Annotated in this window: 14 protein-coding genes; 5 read left to right on the forward strand and 9 right to left on the reverse strand. The window is 63.8% G+C overall.

Features of this window, described 5'->3' with window-relative positions; all coding sequences use genetic code 11:
* Positions 1-3: 3 nt before the first annotated feature.
* The 8 genes from ACYG9Y_RS24740 to ACYG9Y_RS24775 all read right to left on the reverse strand — a co-directional run bounded on the left by ACYG9Y_RS24740 (position 4) and on the right by ACYG9Y_RS24775 (position 9,177).
* Positions 4-1,257 (reverse strand): low temperature requirement protein A, encoded by a 1,254-nt coding sequence (locus ACYG9Y_RS24740; RefSeq protein WP_031253429.1) that lies wholly within the window; start codon positions 1,255-1,257, stop codon positions 4-6.
* A 90-nt stretch (positions 1,258-1,347) separates the two neighbouring features.
* On the reverse strand, positions 1,348-2,409 hold the full coding sequence (locus tag ACYG9Y_RS24745) for a D-alanine--D-alanine ligase family protein (RefSeq protein WP_023739802.1): 1,062 nt from the start codon (positions 2,407-2,409) through the stop codon (positions 1,348-1,350).
* A gap of 95 nt (positions 2,410-2,504) precedes the next feature.
* Positions 2,505-3,380, reverse strand: a complete 876-nt coding sequence (locus tag ACYG9Y_RS24750) for an SMP-30/gluconolactonase/LRE family protein (protein ID WP_031253428.1) — start codon at positions 3,378-3,380, stop codon at positions 2,505-2,507.
* Complete coding sequence (locus tag ACYG9Y_RS24755) at positions 3,380-4,021, reverse strand: 2-dehydro-3-deoxy-6-phosphogalactonate aldolase (RefSeq protein WP_023739804.1); 642 nt, start codon at positions 4,019-4,021, stop codon at positions 3,380-3,382. The genes ACYG9Y_RS24750 and ACYG9Y_RS24755 overlap by 1 nt, the downstream gene beginning before the upstream one ends.
* 22 nt (positions 4,022-4,043) lie before the next feature.
* A complete protein-coding gene (locus ACYG9Y_RS24760) occupies positions 4,044-4,988 on the reverse strand; it encodes a 2-dehydro-3-deoxygalactonokinase (protein WP_031253427.1) in 945 nt (314 codons plus the stop codon).
* A 5-nt stretch (positions 4,989-4,993) separates the two neighbouring features.
* Positions 4,994-5,761: an SDR family NAD(P)-dependent oxidoreductase gene (locus ACYG9Y_RS24765; protein WP_023739806.1), complete on the reverse strand. Its 768-nt coding sequence runs from the start codon at positions 5,759-5,761 to the stop codon at positions 4,994-4,996.
* A 169-nt stretch (positions 5,762-5,930) separates the two neighbouring features.
* Entirely contained in the window at positions 5,931-7,280 is a 1,350-nt protein-coding gene (locus ACYG9Y_RS24770; protein ID WP_023681311.1) for a putative bifunctional diguanylate cyclase/phosphodiesterase, read from the reverse strand.
* A 100-nt stretch (positions 7,281-7,380) separates the two neighbouring features.
* Positions 7,381-9,177, reverse strand: a complete 1,797-nt coding sequence (locus ACYG9Y_RS24775; protein ID WP_460223142.1) for a GtrA family protein — start codon at positions 9,175-9,177, stop codon at positions 7,381-7,383.
* A 127-nt stretch (positions 9,178-9,304) separates the two neighbouring features.
* Here ACYG9Y_RS24775 and ACYG9Y_RS24780 point away from each other — a divergent pair, with 127 nt between their 5' ends.
* The 3 genes from ACYG9Y_RS24780 (at position 9,305) to gshB (ending at position 11,777) form a co-directional block, all read left to right on the forward strand.
* Positions 9,305-10,309 (forward strand): glycosyltransferase, encoded by a 1,005-nt coding sequence (locus tag ACYG9Y_RS24780; protein WP_023710382.1) that lies wholly within the window; start codon positions 9,305-9,307, stop codon positions 10,307-10,309.
* A 4-nt stretch (positions 10,310-10,313) separates the two neighbouring features.
* On the forward strand, positions 10,314-10,688 hold the full coding sequence (locus ACYG9Y_RS24785) for a GtrA family protein (RefSeq protein WP_023739808.1): 375 nt from the start codon (positions 10,314-10,316) through the stop codon (positions 10,686-10,688).
* Positions 10,689-10,823: 135 nt separating this feature from the next.
* Positions 10,824-11,777 carry a glutathione synthase gene (gshB, locus tag ACYG9Y_RS24790; RefSeq protein ID WP_023739809.1) on the forward strand — a complete coding sequence of 318 codons (954 nt, stop codon included), beginning with the start codon at positions 10,824-10,826 and terminating at the stop codon, positions 11,775-11,777.
* A 92-nt stretch (positions 11,778-11,869) separates the two neighbouring features.
* Here gshB and ACYG9Y_RS24795 read toward each other — a convergent pair whose 3' ends face one another.
* Entirely contained in the window at positions 11,870-12,943 is a 1,074-nt protein-coding gene (locus ACYG9Y_RS24795; protein ID WP_023739810.1) for a glycosyltransferase family 2 protein, read from the reverse strand.
* 184 nt (positions 12,944-13,127) lie between these two features.
* Between ACYG9Y_RS24795 and ACYG9Y_RS24800 the strand changes: the two genes are divergently transcribed.
* The gene (locus ACYG9Y_RS24800) at positions 13,128-14,192 is read left to right on the forward strand and encodes a glycosyltransferase (RefSeq protein ID WP_155924238.1); all 1,065 of its coding nucleotides are present in this window, start codon (positions 13,128-13,130) and stop codon (positions 14,190-14,192) included.
* 250 nt (positions 14,193-14,442) lie between these two features.
* Complete coding sequence (locus ACYG9Y_RS24805; RefSeq protein WP_023701949.1) at positions 14,443-15,975, forward strand: YifB family Mg chelatase-like AAA ATPase; 1,533 nt, start codon at positions 14,443-14,445, stop codon at positions 15,973-15,975.
* The last annotated feature ends 98 nt before the right edge of the window (positions 15,976-16,073 follow it).

Here is a 16,073-nt window from a genome sequence, read left to right on the forward strand (position 1 = left end):
TGCTCAGTGCGGCGCTTCCTCCTGCGCCAGCACCTCCAGTTGATGGCGGTGCCCCGACAGCTCATAGCCGACAACGGTGACGGCCGGCGCTAGCGTGAGTAAGATGAGGCAGACCGCCATGTCGACGCCGGCAAGGGCGGCGATGATGGCAAGTGCGACGACCGCAGCCGTTCCCGCCAGCAGCCAGACGTGGAGGGGATCGAAGCGCTGGACGAGATAATAATACAGCGCATAGATCGCCCCCAGGAACACGCCTAGCGGAATGGCGACTGACAGCAGGGTCGCTACCGGGCCGTTATGGGTCTTGTGCTCGATGAAATAGGCCGCGACATGCAGCCCGGCGCCGGTGGCGACGATGGCAGCGACGATCACCATCTGGCCATAGCCCCAGACGAAGGAACGGCTGCGGTGCTGGTGCAGCACCGTCCCCGAGGGCAGCATGTAATAGACCCACCACATGCCGAAGGTGAGACCCATTCCGGCAATGCCAATCAAGGCGGCATCGAGGTTCCAGCCCTGCTCCTCGACCACGGCCGACAGCGTCGCCAGCGTGCCGACCACCCCTTCGCCCAGCGCGATAATGGCGAACAGGCTGTAGCGCTCGGCGACGTGATGCGCGTGCCAGGGCGTGCCGCCATCCCGGCGTTCGGCGATGACCGGTCCGGCAAGCTCGATGAGAAGCAGGACCGCGCCGAAAGCCAGGCTCGTCGCCAGCGAGAAATCGACCAGGATCTGCACCACCCAGCCGATCTGGGCGATCGCGATGGCGATGGCATAGGTGAGACAGGCACGCCGCCGCCCAAGGTCCTGCCGCGCCGCGCGCAGCCATTGGAAGATCATGGCGACGCGCATGATGACGTAGCCCAGCACCATGACCGAATTGTTGAGGTGTTCGCCATGCTCGATCGAGGCGAACATGCGCGGCAGGCCGATGGCCAGCACCAGCACGCCGATCATCTGCACCATGGTGACGAGGCGGAAGATCCAATCGTCGGTGTCATAGGCGGAGGAAAACCAGGAGAAATTGATCCACGCCCAGCAGATGGCGAAGCTGGCAAAGCCGAAGCCGATCAGCGCCGCCGCGTAGTTGCCCTCGGCAAGGGCGTGCGCCAGTTGCGCGGCGGCAAGGCTGAAGGCGGTGACGAAGGTCAGATCGAACAGCAGCTCGAGCGGCGTGGCGACGCGATGCGCCTCGTGCGGATCGCGCCCGGCCATGCGCCTGATGTGATGGTGGAGGGAGCTTGCTGGTGTGCTCATCGCGCGGCCTTGCCTGAGGACTGTCCCGCGACACTAAAGGTGGAGCAAAAGCCGTCAAGGCGCGGTAGGTCGCGCTGGTCCCTCGACCGTTCAGATCGCCTGTCGGTTCAGTCGGTTCGCCGCCGTCTCGGCAACCGCATCGGCCAGCGTCATGCCCCATTGCATCAGGCAATAGGCGCGGAAATCGAAGCAGGGCAGGCCGGGACAGACCTCGAACTCGATGAGGTGGACATGGTCGTTAGCCTCGACCCTGAAATCGAGGGAAAACACGTCTCGCAGGCCGAGCCCGCTGACCAGCCGCTCGGCGATGCGGCGGATGGTTGCCGCGGCTGCCGGCTGGGTGTCGGCAACCGCCTCCAGCACCGGCTCGCTGTATAGTCCAGCCGCCTTGGCGGCCTCGCCGGTGTCGCCGTAAAGCGCCATCGAGTCCGCCATGGTCTGGAAATCGCCGCCGGAGTCGACGAATGCAACGCCGAGCGCTTCCGCCCCGGCATCCGTTTGCAGCCCAAGGAAGCTGGCGCGGACATTGCGACCGCCGACATAGGGCTGGACGACGACATCGTCGCGATAAGCGGCATAGACCCGCCGGCTAAGCTCCAGCGCATGGGCCAGGTCGTTGCAGCGTGAATCCGGCCAGATGCCTACCTTGGAGCCGAGCCGGTTCGGCTTGACGAACCAGCCGGCTTCCGAAGCTGGCGGGTCGGCCAGCCAGCGGCCGTCGCGGGCCAGGCCTGCCTGCGGCGCCGGCAGGCCGAGCGCGCAAAGCACGGCGCCGGAACGGAACTTGTCCTGGCAAAGCGCGAACAGCGCATCGTCGGCTCCGATGGTTCTAAGCCCATTCAGCCTGGCAAGTGCGGGCGCTGCAGCACCGCGGAAATAGGCAATGCCGTCGGTCAGCGTCCAGACCAGCGTGGTTGCGGGATCGGCCTTCGCCAGCGCGCTTGCCGCATCGTCGAGTGCAACCGGCATAAAGGCGAGGCCGCGCCGCCCGCAAGTGGCGGTGATTTCATCGAATTCGGGCGCGAGATCGGTCGATTGCGCCAGATAGGACGAGATTTCCAGGGCGCGCTCGGCGGGAAAGCCGTCGGCGACCAGCCGGTCGAGACAGGCCTTTTCCGGCTCATGGACGAGGATCAGGGTCGGGCGCGGCATGGATCAGGACCTTCGGTGGTGTTGTCCCACCATGGCATGGCCCCTGCTTCAGACTTGCGCGAAACCGACCGAGGCGGACGCCTGCGCGACAGCGCTCAGGCGATGACCACGCGCGGCTCGAAGCGGCCGTTGACGGGGATGTCGAGCAGGAAGGTCATGCCGGCCTGTGGGTCGAGCTTGCGCTGCTTGTCGTCCTTGCCTTTCCAGGCCGAGGTCACCGCCAGCCGATCGGCCTTGGCCCCGACAAAGGCCGGGCACGAGGACTGCCCCGCCGGCACGGCAATTTCGCGCAACAATGTGCCATCTGGCGAATAGGCCTTGACCGCCTTGCCGCCCCAGACGGCGTTCCACAGCACGCCGTCGCGATCAACGACCGAGCCGTCGACAAAGCCCTTGGACGAGCGATGGTCAACGAACACTTTGGACTCGCCGATCGGCAGACCCGTTGCCGGATCGCAGGCGACGCGCATCAACAGGCCGGTCGAGGTATCGGTGTAGTAGGCGATCGTTCCATCCTGCGAGAAACAGATCGAGTTCGACACGGTGATGCCGGTGTAAAGCGTGCGCAATTCTCCCTTGAAGAACCAGTAGATGGCGCCCGCGCCCTTCTCCTCACCCTTGCCCATCGTGCCGACCCAGAAGGCGCCACAAGGGTGGACGCGCGAATCGTTGGAGCGGGTCAGCGCATTGTCGGCCTCGATAGGCGTATGCAGCGTCAGCTTGCCGGTCGAGACGTCGCGGACATGCAGGCCGGTCTCGGTGGCGATGAGCTGGCGATTGTCGTCGATAATGGCGATGGCGCTGGCCATCTGGCCGAGCTCATGGACCTTCCGCGCGCTGGACGTGACACCCTGCTCCACCAAAAGCCCGTTGACGATGTCGAACCAGAACAGCGTGTCGGTGGCGGGATCGTAGCTCGGCCCCTCGCCGAGTTCACAGACATGGTCCGAAAAAACCGAAACCTTGTCCATCATGCCGCTCCGCCGAAGGCCGCATCCCAGGCCGTCACCGCCGCCTGCGCGCGCGAGGCCACCTCGTCGACGCTCATGCCGGGTTTGAACAGGCTGGAGCCAAGACCAAAAGCAGTCACCCCAGCGGCTTTGTAGCCGGCAAAGTCTTTGTCGGAAACGCCGCCGACGGCGCCGACCACGGTATCGGCCGGCAGCACGGCCCGCATCGCCGAAATGCCGCTAGGCCCGAGCACGCTTGCCGGGAAGAATTTGAGCGCCGAAGCCCCAAGCCTAATCGCCTGAAAAGCTTCGGTGGGGGTGAACACGCCTGGCATCGTCACCATGCCATGGTGCATGGCGCGGGCCATGACTTCGGCATCGATGTTGGGGCTGACCAGCAGCCTCCCGCCGGCCTTGGCCAGGGCGTCGACATCGGCTGAAGTCAGCACCGTGCCGGCGCCGACCAGCGTTGTCTTGGGCAATGCGGTGACAATGCTGGCGATCGATGAAAACGGCTCCGGCGAATTGAGCGGCACCTCGATGGCTTCGATGCCGGCGTCAAACAGCGCCTGGCAGATGGCAACCGCCTCGCTGGGTTTGAGGCCGCGCAGAATGGCGACAAGACCACGCTTGAGCTTCGGGAAGGGGGCGGTCTGGGTCACGCTGTCACTCCACTCTGGTGAGTCATTTGGCGATCATGCCATTTTCCCGCGCTGCCTCGATAAGGCCGGCACGCACCGCCTCGTCGGCGTCGACCGTCCTGACGGCAAGCCCTGCAAGGTCGAGCGCCTGGCGGTAGAGGGCTGCTAGCGACCCCGAGGCGACCAGCACGATTGCGGTGGTGCTTTCGCCATAGCGGCGGCCCGCCGAGGCGATCTCGCCGCCGATCAGCAGGCCGGACAGGCAAGCGGCGGCATCGTCGGCCTTGAGGTCCTGCAGCAGGCCGGCGGCGCGGATCGAGAACAGCCGCGAGGTGACATCGCCGCCCTCGGCCAAAGCCTTGCGGCACCATTCCTGGAAGAACGGATTGTCCGGAATGACCGGCTTCGGGCTCTCGCCCAGCGAATGGCGCAGGATCGAGTGAGTGGCCAGCACCGAAAACAGCTCGCCGGTCGGCCAGGTGCAGAAGCCGTCGACCGCGCCGTCTTCGACCAGAACCCATTTCGAATGGGTGCCGGGCATGCAGACGAGATGGCGACCTTTTGCCGGCAAACCGGCGCCGGCAAGCTGGGTTTCCTCGCCGCGCATTACGTCCGGCGCATCTTCCAGGCGCTGCGCCAGGCCAGGCACGATGCGGATGTCGCGGCTCTGGCCGGGAATGCGGGCGGCCCCCGCGAGGATGGCACTGAGCGGCGCCGGCACGGTGATGTAAGGCGCTTCCAGCCAACCCTGGCGCGAGCCGGCCATGCCGCAGATGATGACCGGCAGTGTGTCAGGCGCGCCGAGCGCCGCGAGATGGCCTTCGAGGATGGTCGAAAAGCCTTTTTGCTGCGCGGTGATCAGCCCATCATCGCCGCGACGCTCGGCAAGCACCCCGCCCGCCTCGTCGACCAGCCAGACCCGCATGCGGGTCGTGCCCCAGTCGACGGCGGCGACTGCCGGCGTGCCTTTTGCCGGATTTTGATTCACCGGGCTCACAGGAAACCCCCGTCGACGATCAACATCTGCGCCGTCAGCATACGCGAGGCGTCGGAGGCCAGGAACAGCACCGTGCCGACGATGTCGTCGGGCTGCATGACCTGCTTGATGCTTTGCTTGGCGACATGGGCGGCGAGCCCCTGCTCGGTGACCCAGAGTTCCCGCTGCCGCTCGGTGATCACCCAGCCCGGCGCAATCGCATTGACGCGGATGCCATCGACCCCAAGCTTGCCGGCGAGACCTTTGGTGAGGCCGAGTATGCCGGCCTTGGCGGCGGTGTAGGCCGGCATATCGGGGTGGTTGATGAGATAGGAGGTTGAGGTGAAGTTGATGATCGAACCGCCGCCGGCCCGCTTCATGCCCGGCGCCACCGCCTGTGCGGTGAAGAAATGCGGGCGCAGATTGACGGCGAGATTGTTGTCCCAGAACTCGACGGTGACGTCGGCGACATCGTGGCGTTCGTCACAGGCGGCATTGTTGACCAGCACGGTGACGTCGCCATGCGCCTCAGCCGCTTTTGCGGCCGAAGCGCGCAACGCCTCGACGTCGCGCAAATCGGTCTTGAGGTAGAGCGGTCGCCGGCCAAGTTCTTTTTCGACGCGGTCGGCAAGCAGCGTGCTTGGGCCATCGGCGATGTCGATGAAGGCGACATGGGCGCCCTGGCGAACGAAGCCCTCGGTCAGTGCCGCGCCAATTCCGGAACCGCCGCCGGTGATCAGCACCGAGGCTCCCCTGAGGTCGGCAAAATCCGCCGATGGCATCATATCTTCATCTCCCGGTCCGGTCGGCGCGCATCCTATCCAGCCAAGTCCGGGGAGCAAGGGCGAAAACGGCGATTTGATTGGCTTATGTCAGACAAAAGGCCGCAAGATGGCGGCCACAGTCGATCTTTGCTCGCGCCGCTGACTTGCTCGACGCAGGCAAGACCGCCGGTCAGACTGCCTTGGCGTAGAGGGCGCCGCGATAGGAATCGCGGAGGTAGCCGAGCGTGGCGTCGGCGTCGACCGGTTTGCCGAAGAGATAGCCCTGGCCGCCGGCGCAGCCGAACTGGACGAGGCGGTCGGCCTGCGCCTCCTCCTCGATGCCTTCGGCGACGACATCCATGCCGAGCCCTTCGCACATGGCCAGAATGGCGCGGATGATGTGTTCCGACGGGCGGTCGTCGAGGATCGAGGAGACGAAGGCGCGGTCGATCTTGAGCTTGTCGAAATGGAATTCGCGCAAGCGGCCGAGCGAGGACTGGCCGGTGCCGAAATCGTCGAGCGAGACTCGGATGCCGACGCGACGCAGGTCCTCGACGATCTTCTCGGCCGAGGCCGGATCGTTCATCAGGCCGGTTTCGGTGATCTCGATCTCCAGCCGTCGCGGATCGAAGCCGGTGCGGTCGAGGATCGACAATATGTGCAGGCCGGTGTTCTGGTCGACGAGTTGCGAGGGCGACAGGTTGAAGGACAGGAACAGGTCCTTCGGCCAGCTGCGCGCCGCTTCGGTCGCCTTGCGCAGCACCAGCTGCGACAGCGGGCCGATGATGCCGCGCTCTTCGGCGATCGGGATGAACACGGTCGGCGGCACCACGCCGAGGTCGCGATCGGTCCAGCGCGCCAGCGTCTCGAAGCCGATGGTGCGGCGGGTGGTCAGATCGACGATGGGCTGGAAATGCGGTTCGACCTCACCGGCCGAGACGGCACGGCGCAGCGCCTGTTCGATGCGGGTGACGCGCTTGGCCGCCTCTTCCATTTCGCGGGTGTAGACGACGACCCGGCCACGGCCCGAACGCTTGGCGTGGTAGAGCGCCGTTTCGGCCTTGTTGACGAGGATTTCCGTGGTTTCGTCGCCGGAATAAAAGAGCGAGCAGCCGACCGAGGCCGAAAGCCTGGCGGTGCGTTCGCCGACATCGTAGGGCGCCGACAGGATTTCGATCATCATGCGCGACTTCTCGGCCGCCGCTTCCTCCGAGAACACCATCGGATACAGGAAGGCGAATTCGTCGGCGCCGATGCGGCAAACGGTGGAGTGGCTGTCCATCGAAGCGCGCAGCCGCATTGCCACCTGGATCAATATGTCGTCGCCGGCCTTGTGGCCGAACAGATCGTTGATCGGCTTGAAGCCGTCGAGGTCGAGAATGCCGACCGTGAACGGCGCGGGATCGTCTGCACGGTCGCTGATCAGGCGATCGACCTTGTCGAAGAAGCGGCGATGGTTGCCAAGCCCGGTCAGCGCATCGGTGAACGCCAGATCCGAGTTTTCCCTGCTTGCCTGCCCGGTGCCAAACGTCGTTTGCATCGGTATCCCTGTTTGTGACGCCCGAAATTTAGGCTGAGACTGGCAGCAAAGCGTTTAGGAAGCGTATCGCGAAATCGATTTTTCGCTGGCGAATGATGCTTTAGCGGACGCGGTAGAGTTCGACCGGGGTTCCGCGCGTTTCGGCCACCGGTTCGAGCCAATCGGGGACGCTTCCCTGCATCAGCCTGGCCAGGAAGCCTTGCGGCGCCTTGGCGGCAAGCATCTTGCTTTCGGCGCTGCCGCGGCAGAGCGCCATCAGGCCGACGTGGTGAGCCGCCGCGATCATCCTCGCCTGGTCCGCCGATCCGAGGAAGGCATCGAGCGCAAGCAGGTCGCCGGCGATGTTGCGATGATAGGGGCCGGCAAAGACGCGGTGCCCGGAATAGGCAAGGATGGGCGAGCCGAGATTGGAAATGGCAAGCACCGTGGTGTCCGGCAGCCGGGCCAACGCCGCGAAGGAGGCCTTGCGCTCGCAGGACGGATCGCTGTCGGTGTCCTGTGCCTCGACCGAGACCTTGCTGGCCTCGAATACGCTCGACGTCGCGGCGGCAGCGCCGGCCCAGACGGCATTCGCCGACACCAGCCAGACCGCCGCCATGCGCAGCGATACGCTGCGCGCAGGGCTGATCCTCGCCCGTTCGCGCCAGCTTGCGATCCAGGCCGACAGCGGGATGACGGCAAAGGCGATCGAGAATGTCGAGCCGCGGACCTGCCAGGCGCTGACGATGAAGGCGCCGACCAGCAAGGCGCCGACGAGGCTGTCCTGGCGGCGCCATGGTCCGCGCAGGCGAAGCGCCATCAGCGCGATCGCCACCAGCGGCGTGACATAGCGCGCCGCCAGCGACGCCGGCTCATTGACGGCAATACTGAACAGCGACTGCGCCTCGTCGATGTGATCGAGCCACAATTCCTTGAGGCGCGGATCGAGGTTTGCGTAGGGAGCCGCAAGGCATTGCGGAAACAGCGCCACGATGACGGCGCCCAGCCCAAGCGCGAGCAGGCTAAGCGAGATCAGGCGGCGGCTGGCCGTGCCATTGGACACCGTGAGCGACGTCACGGCGGCAAGCCCCAGTCCGGCGATTGCCGCCACCACGAACTGCACAGCCGAGAAGGCATCGCACTGCGGCTGGCCCATGGCCGATGGCGGGATGGTGGTGACGAAGACGAGGGCTGAAACCCCGGCAAAGCCGAGACCGAAATCCCTGGCGATCCGGCGTTCGCCGCCGGGATCGACGACGAACAGCAAAGCGATGCAGGCGCCGATGGTGGCGACATAGGGCGCGGTTTCCATGCCGACGGCCAGCGTCAGGGCCGCACACAGCCCGGAAATCAGCGCCGCCCAGCGACGCGCCGGCGCCTCGAGCAGCAGGCTGAGGCTGGCCATGGTCAGCGTCAGCTGGACATTGTGATGATCGAGCGCACCCGGCAAGAAAATGCCGATGAAATGCAGCGCCGCCGCGCCGATGACGATAGCGGGCAGCACGGCGCCGACGCCGGCGAAGCTGCGTGCCGCACGGGCTGTAAAAAACACCGCCAGGCAGAACAGCAGCGACGGCCACAGCACCTGTGCGATCGCTTCGGCCATGGCCATGCTGCCGGTCAGCGCCGAGGCGGCGAGGATGATGACGGCGAGCGGTGCGTCGACCAGCCGCGACCAGTGCATGACGAAACCGCCTTCCGGCCCCATCCTGTACTGATGCAGGTCGAACCAGCCCTGGCCGGCCAGCATGTCGCGAACCTCGACCAGCCGCAGCAGGCTGTCATTGTCGCCGCCGGCATTGCTCAATTCGCGAAAGCCCGTGGCGGCATTGACGGCCAGCACCACCAGCATGGCAAGCAGCGCCAGCGTCATATCGGACTTCCAGGAGGAAGCACCCGCCTTGGCTGCGTTCATCATCATGACCTTCGTCGGAAAGACTGCGGCCTTAAACCTAGCCTTAACAGCTTCAATAAATAGTAAAGTCGCCTGAGCGAGGCCGCATATGAGCGCGGCCGGAGGCTCCGCCGGGTGTCGGGAGACGGAAATGCCGCACGAAGTCCGCCATGAGCCGGCCATTGCCGTGCTCCTGCCTTGCTACAATGAGGAACTGACCATCGCCGAGGTGGTGCGGCGCTTTCGCGAGACGCTGCCATCGGCCGAGATCTATGTCTATGACAACAATTCCAGGGATTTGACCGCGCTCAAGGCGCGCGCAGCGGGCGCCATCGTCGTCCGCGAGCCGCGCCAGGGCAAGGGCAATGTCGTGCGGCGCATGTTCGCCGACATCGATGCGGACATCTATCTGATGGCCGATGGCGACGGCACCTATGCGCCGGAAGATGCCTCGCTGCTGATCAACATCCTGCAGACCGAGCGCTGCGACATGGTGGTTGGCACCAGGCGCGGCGTCACCGACGATGCCGGCCGTTCCGGCCATGCCTTCGGCAACCGCATCTTCAACAGCCTCTACAAGCGGCTGTTCGGCGCCGACTTCACCGACATCTTCTCCGGCTACCGCGTCTTCTCGAGGCGTTTCGTCAAGAGCTTTCCCGCGGTTTCCGGCGGCTTCGAGATCGAGACCGAAATGTCGGTGCATGCCTCGCAGCTCAAACTGCCGGTGAGCGAGATCGCGCTCGATTATGGCCGCCGGCCTGAGGGATCGTCGTCGAAGCTGTCGACCTATCGCGACGGCGCCAGGATCCTGTGGATGTTCGCCATGCTGATGAAGGAAACGCAGCCGCTGCGCTTCTTCGGCGCCTTCGCGATTTTCTTCCTGGCGTCGAGCCTTGCCCTGATGACGCCGGTGCTGATCGAATTCGCCCAGACCGGCCTCGTGCCGCGCATGCCGACCTGGGTGCTGTCGGTCGGCCTGCTGCTGCTCTCGATGCTTGCGATGGTGACCGGATTGATCCTCGATTCGGTATCGCGCGGACGCGCCGAGCAGAAGCGCATTTTTTATCTCTCGGTGCCGTCAGGCCGGGTCGAACGGCGCGAACGCACTGGTGAAATCCCGAAGGCCGAACCGGGCAAGACGCCCCGGGCCGCCTGAGGCCGTGAGCCGGCTCGTCCGCTTCGTCCTGGCCGGCGGCGTTGGTTTCGTCGCCGATGCCGCGGCGCTCTGGCTGCTCTTGGCGGTGACGCCGCTCGGTCCCTTCGTCGCCCGTGTCCTGTCGATCGGCTTTGCGCTGTGCGTCACCTGGCAGATCAACCGGCACCTGACCTTTTCGCCGTCGAGCCGCGGCGTGGCGCAGGAGGGCGCACGCTATGGCGGCGTCGGCATCGCCACCAGCATCGTCAACTATCTCGTCTACTGCGCCATCCTGTTCGCGCTGCCGGCAATGCCGCCGCTGGCGGCACTTGCGATCGCCTCGCTGGTAGCGATGGCGCTGTCGTTCCTCGGTTACTCCCGGCTGGTCTTCGACCGTTAGGGGGTCTGGGCCAAGCAAGCGCGATTGGCAGAAGCCGCCAAGTTCCGTATATCGGCGACTTGCCTTGCCGCAATTCCGGACGGAAAACCGCTACGCACTTTTCCTGGACTTGCTCGACCCGCTGGAGACCAGAAGATGACCCTGAAGATCGCCGTCCAGATGGACCATGTCTCCACCGTCTCGATCGCCGGCGACACGTCGTTTGCGCTGTCGCTGGAGGCGCAGCGGCGCGGGCACCAATTGTTCCACTATACGCCGGACCGGCTGTCGATGCTGGGCGGCAAGGTGTTTGCCCGCATCGAGGAGATGAAGCTCCGCGACGAGAAGGGCAATCATTTTTCGCTGGGCGACAAGGTGCGCACCGACCTGTCGGAGATGGATGTGATCCTGCTGCGCCAGGATCCACCCTTCGACATGAACTACATCACCACGACGCATATTCTGGAGCGCATTCACCCGAAGACATTGGTCGTCAACGACCCGGCCTGGGTGCGCAACAGCCCGGAAAAGATCTTCGTCACCGAATTCCCCGATCTGATGCCCGAAACGCTGATCACCAAGGATCCCCAGGAGGTCGCGGCCTTCCGCAAGGAATTCGGCGACATCATCGTCAAGCCGCTCTATGGCAATGGCGGCGCCGGCATCTTCCATCTCAAGGAGGGCGACCGCAACCTCGCCTCACTGCTCGAAATGTTCGCCCAGCTGTCACGCGAGCCCTATATCGTCCAGCGCTATCTCAAGGATGTGCGCAAGGGGGACAAGCGCATCATCCTGATCGACGGCGAGGCGGTCGGCGCCATCAACCGCGTGCCGGCCGACCACGATTCCCGCTCCAACATGCATGTCGGCGGCCGCGCCGAAAAGACCGAGCTGACGCAACGCGAACGCGAAATCTGCGCCCGCATCGGCCCGTCCCTGAAAGAACGCGGCTTCATCCTCGTCGGCATCGACGTTATCGGCGACTACATGACCGAGATCAACGTGACCTCGCCGACCGGCGTGCGCGAAGTGCAGCGTTTTGGCGGCGCCGATATCGCCAGCCTGTTCTGGGACGCGGTAGAGGCGAAGCGGCGGAATTTGGCCGCGTAGTGTGCGTTGCTACGGAGGACTTTGGTGGGTCCAGAGAAGCATCGAAAGATGCTCTTTATCGGGTAAGACTGCCGAGCAAGCGGCTCATCAAATCAAACTATGTCCCGGAAGCGCCGAGGCCTCAGTTTCGGAGGAAGGAGACCGATAAGTCTGGTCTGCAATTTTCGCTGTGGTGTTGCCCAGTCTTTCAGCAGAAAACCCGCATCGGAGTTCTTTTCCAGCAATGCAAAAGCCGCAGACAGTCCGATCAGGTCGACCAAGGTCCTGCGCATTGAGTGGCGGGAGATTAAATGCGCCAGTCCCGGCGCCACTTCGCACCAACGATTGGCCAGTGCCCGCCGTATCGCTATTTCAGTATCAGGCGACATCCTGCCGAGGCCAACTCCGGTACCCAGGATGCGCCCGTCCGCCCAGCCATTGCCGCCGTGAAGCCGATAACTGCCAAGAGCCCGCCCAATCCTCACGGTTCCGCCGATCATATGGGCGGCACGAGCCATATAACCATCGGCACATATCTTTATTTCGTCCGGATCGGATGGACGCATGATTTCAAGCGGAGCTCGACGAAACATCATCCCCGATGTGGTTGACCAAAACCAACCCACGGTACCCCGATCAATAAATAATAATGTCGGGTCAGCTTCAGTGTCGACATGCAGGTAGCCGCTCATTTTCGGCATCGATCGCGGGTCGTTCAGGTGGAATACGGGATGACCGCCCGCAAGCAGGTTGCCGGCCGTATCTATCACCACCTCATCGGAGCTCGACATTGCCGCGATACGAGTGTGGCTGAGATGCGCTCTCACATGGCATTCTATGAAGTCAGGATGCCATGCATCGTCACCGTCAAGAAAGGAGATCAGGGGTCCGGCTGTCGCGTCAAGCCCGGTCATCATTGTTGCCAACTGCCCGCCATTTTGCAGTCGGGGCAGAAGGCGGAAACGACTGTCGCCAAGCTGAGACAGACACTCTTCAATCCTTCGGCGGGAAGCGTCGGTCGAAAAATCATCGACCACCACGCACTCGAACGCAGTGTATGTCTGCGCCGCTACGGATCGGATCGCAGTGTCGATGAATGCCTCTTGATTGAAACAGCCTACGCAAACGGATACGGTTGGTAGCGCGATGTGAGAACCAGCCCCGCTTGGGACGATGTTTTCTTTCAAGAGGCGCTTCTCCGTACACCAGATTTGATCGCCTGAGATATTCCGTCGATCAACTGGCGATGTTTCTTTGCCAAATTTCTCTCTGTCGAAGCGAGTTTTGCCCCGCACTCAAGATCGCAATTGCCGCATGTTGACCCTACAGCACGGGTATCGCCCTCCTACCAAATTCGAGATTGTCAGAGCCATGCTGCGTCATGGCCACAAAGTCAGAAAGGGGCACCCTTCCGCGAAGTCGCAACCTGCTCTTCAGGCCAGTTTGCTGTCTGACGATCCGTTCATATCCTATTCGGGAATGTCCGGTACGCCGCTCGGATTAGCAAGTCATATGCCTTTCCTTCCACGCGGCCACCGCGCCTGGTTTCTCATCTCGCCAACCTGGTCCATCGAAAACAGTGCTAGCGTCAAAACCATCCGGACCTATGCCGTTCTGCATAGACTCAAGAACCCCCGTCACTCGCTAATCTTCCTATCCAACACTCAGGCCGAGGCTGATCTGTTGAATCAGTCCGGCGAGGCCGCCGTCCTGCACAACAAGACGTCAACAACCTCCGAACACATATTCAGGCCTCTCGATGACGTCCCTGTAGAATTTGATGCAATCTACAATGCGCAGCTGGCTCCGTGGAAGCGCCATGACTTGTCGCTTGGCATCCAGCGTTGCGCATTTGTCTTCTATCGAGATTCAAGCGGATCCTCCACGACGGAGTCGGAAAGAGCGCGAATAAATCGGCATAGGGAGCTCGCGCCGCATCACGTCTTTATCAACGAGTTTGACGGCACCGGCAAGCCTGTCCGATTGGCACCGGCTCAGGTGAACACGCATCTAAATCGTGCAGCCGTGGGAATCTGTCTCTCTCACCTGGAAGGACCAATGTTCGCCAGCACGGAATATCTTCTCGCGGGCCTTCCAGTGGTCACGACGCCGAACCATGGCGGCCGAGACCTTTATCTGGATGACGACTATTCGCTCACAGTTCCACCCGATCCTCGATCCATCGCGGAGGCTGTCTTAGCGCTGAAGGAGCGACGAATTCCCCGGGATTACATTCGTTCGCAAACTTTGAAACGAATCGAACGAGACCGCGGGCGGTTCATAGACCTTGTAAACGAGATTTTTCTGGAGAGCGGCTCTTCGCGCCGGATCGCCCTGCCTTGGCCTTTCAGATATCCTGTCATGGAGTGGCTTCCACCGCAGGTCGCGATCGATCGATCGCTTTCAGGTTCGGTCGATGCCTTCATCACCGCTTAGAAGCAACACCCTCAGATCGCCGAAGGGCCTAGTCGCCCTTGTTAAACGCGGTCGAGGAGGCGGAGCAGCCGTTCCATTTTGCTTGGCCATCTTCCTTTTTTGCAACCGGCACAGCGCGCTGCAGCCACCACGAATGCATGTTCCTGTAATGTTCTTGCCTTGGCCTGAAATCTATGGTTGTCTTGTCCTGACGTCGCTCGCGGTCTGAACCACAAGGCCGAGGCGAGCCGATATCCGGGGGCAGAGCAAGATGGTGGCGCGGGTTCGCACGGTTGCTTTCCAGGGCATCGAGGCCGTACCGGTCGATGTCCAGGTGATGATCGCGCCGGGCAAGGTCGGCATGCAGATTGTCGGCCTGGCCGACAAGGCGGTGGCCGAAAGCCGCGAGCGGGTGCAGGCGGCGCTGCACGCTTCGGGCCTGTCGATGCCGTCGAAGAAGGTGACGGTCAACCTGGCGCCTGCCGACCTGCCCAAGGAAGGGAGCCATTACGACCTGCCGATCGCGCTCGGCCTGATGGCGGCACTCGGCGCCATTCCGGGCGATATGCTGGCGTCTTATGTCGTGCTGGGTGAATTGTCGCTCGACGGCACCATTGCCGCGGTGGCCGGCGCGCTGCCGGCGGCGATCGGCGCCAATGCCGAGGGAAAGGGCCTGATCTGCCCGTTCGGCTGCGGGCCGGAAGCGGCCTGGGCGGGCAAGGATTTCGACATATTGGCGCCGCGCAGCCTGATTGCCATCGCCAATCATTTTCGCGGCACGCAGGTGCTGTCGCGGCCCGAGCCCGGCATCCATGTCTCGGCCCGCGACCTGCCCGACCTTTCAGACATCAAGGGCCAGGAAAGCGCCAAGCGGGCGCTGGAAGTGGCGGCGGCCGGCGGCCACAATCTGTTGATGGTCGGGCCTCCCGGCTCGGGAAAATCGATGCTGGCGCAGAGGCTGCCTTCAATTCTGCCGCCACTGGCACCGAAGGAACTTCTTGAAGTCTCGATGATCGCCTCGGTGGCCGGCGAGCTCGGCGAAGGCAAGCTCACCGACCGGCGGCCGTTCCGCGCCCCGCACCATTCGGCCTCGATGGCGGCAATGGTCGGCGGCGGCATCAGGGCGCGGCCGGGCGAAGTATCGCTTGCCCATAACGGCGTCCTGTTCCTCGACGAGTTTCCCGAATTCACGCCGCAGACCTTGGATGCGCTGCGCCAGCCGCTGGAGACCGGCGACTGCATGATCGCGCGCGCCAACCACCGCGTCACCTATCCAGCGCGCATCCAGCTGGTGGCGGCGATGAACCCGTGCCGTTGCGGCATGGCCGGCGAGCCCGGCTATCGCTGCCTGCGCGGCGAACGCTGCCGCACCGATTACCAGGCGCGCATCTCAGGCCCGTTGCTCGACCGCATCGACCTCAGGATCGAGGTACCGGCGGTCTCGGCCGCCGACCTGATCCGGCCCGACCGAGCGGAGAAAAGCGCAGCCGTCGCCCAGCGCGTGGCGCGCGCCCGCACCATCCAGCGCGAACGTTTCGAGCGGCTGGGCGTTACCAGCGCCACCACCAACGCCCATTGCTCGCCTTCTGTTATCGAGGACATCGCCGCGCCGGACGCAGCAGGCCTGTCGCTGCTGAAAGACGCCAGCGAGAAACTCGGCTTTTCTGCGCGCGCCTATCACCGCGTGCTCAAAGTGGCGCGCACACTGGCTGACCTCGACGCCAGCGAAACCGTCGGCCGAATTCACCTGGCCGAGGCGATTTCCTACCGCATGATGTCGGAGCGGGTAGCGCAGGCGGCGTAACGCTCCTCCTTGAGGGGAAGGTGACCGCGAAGCGGCCGGGTGGGGTCGCCGAAGAATGCTCGATCTTTTTTGAAGCCGAGCCGAGAAAGGGCCTCTGC

Source organism: Mesorhizobium sp. W050, from assembly GCF_054719535.1.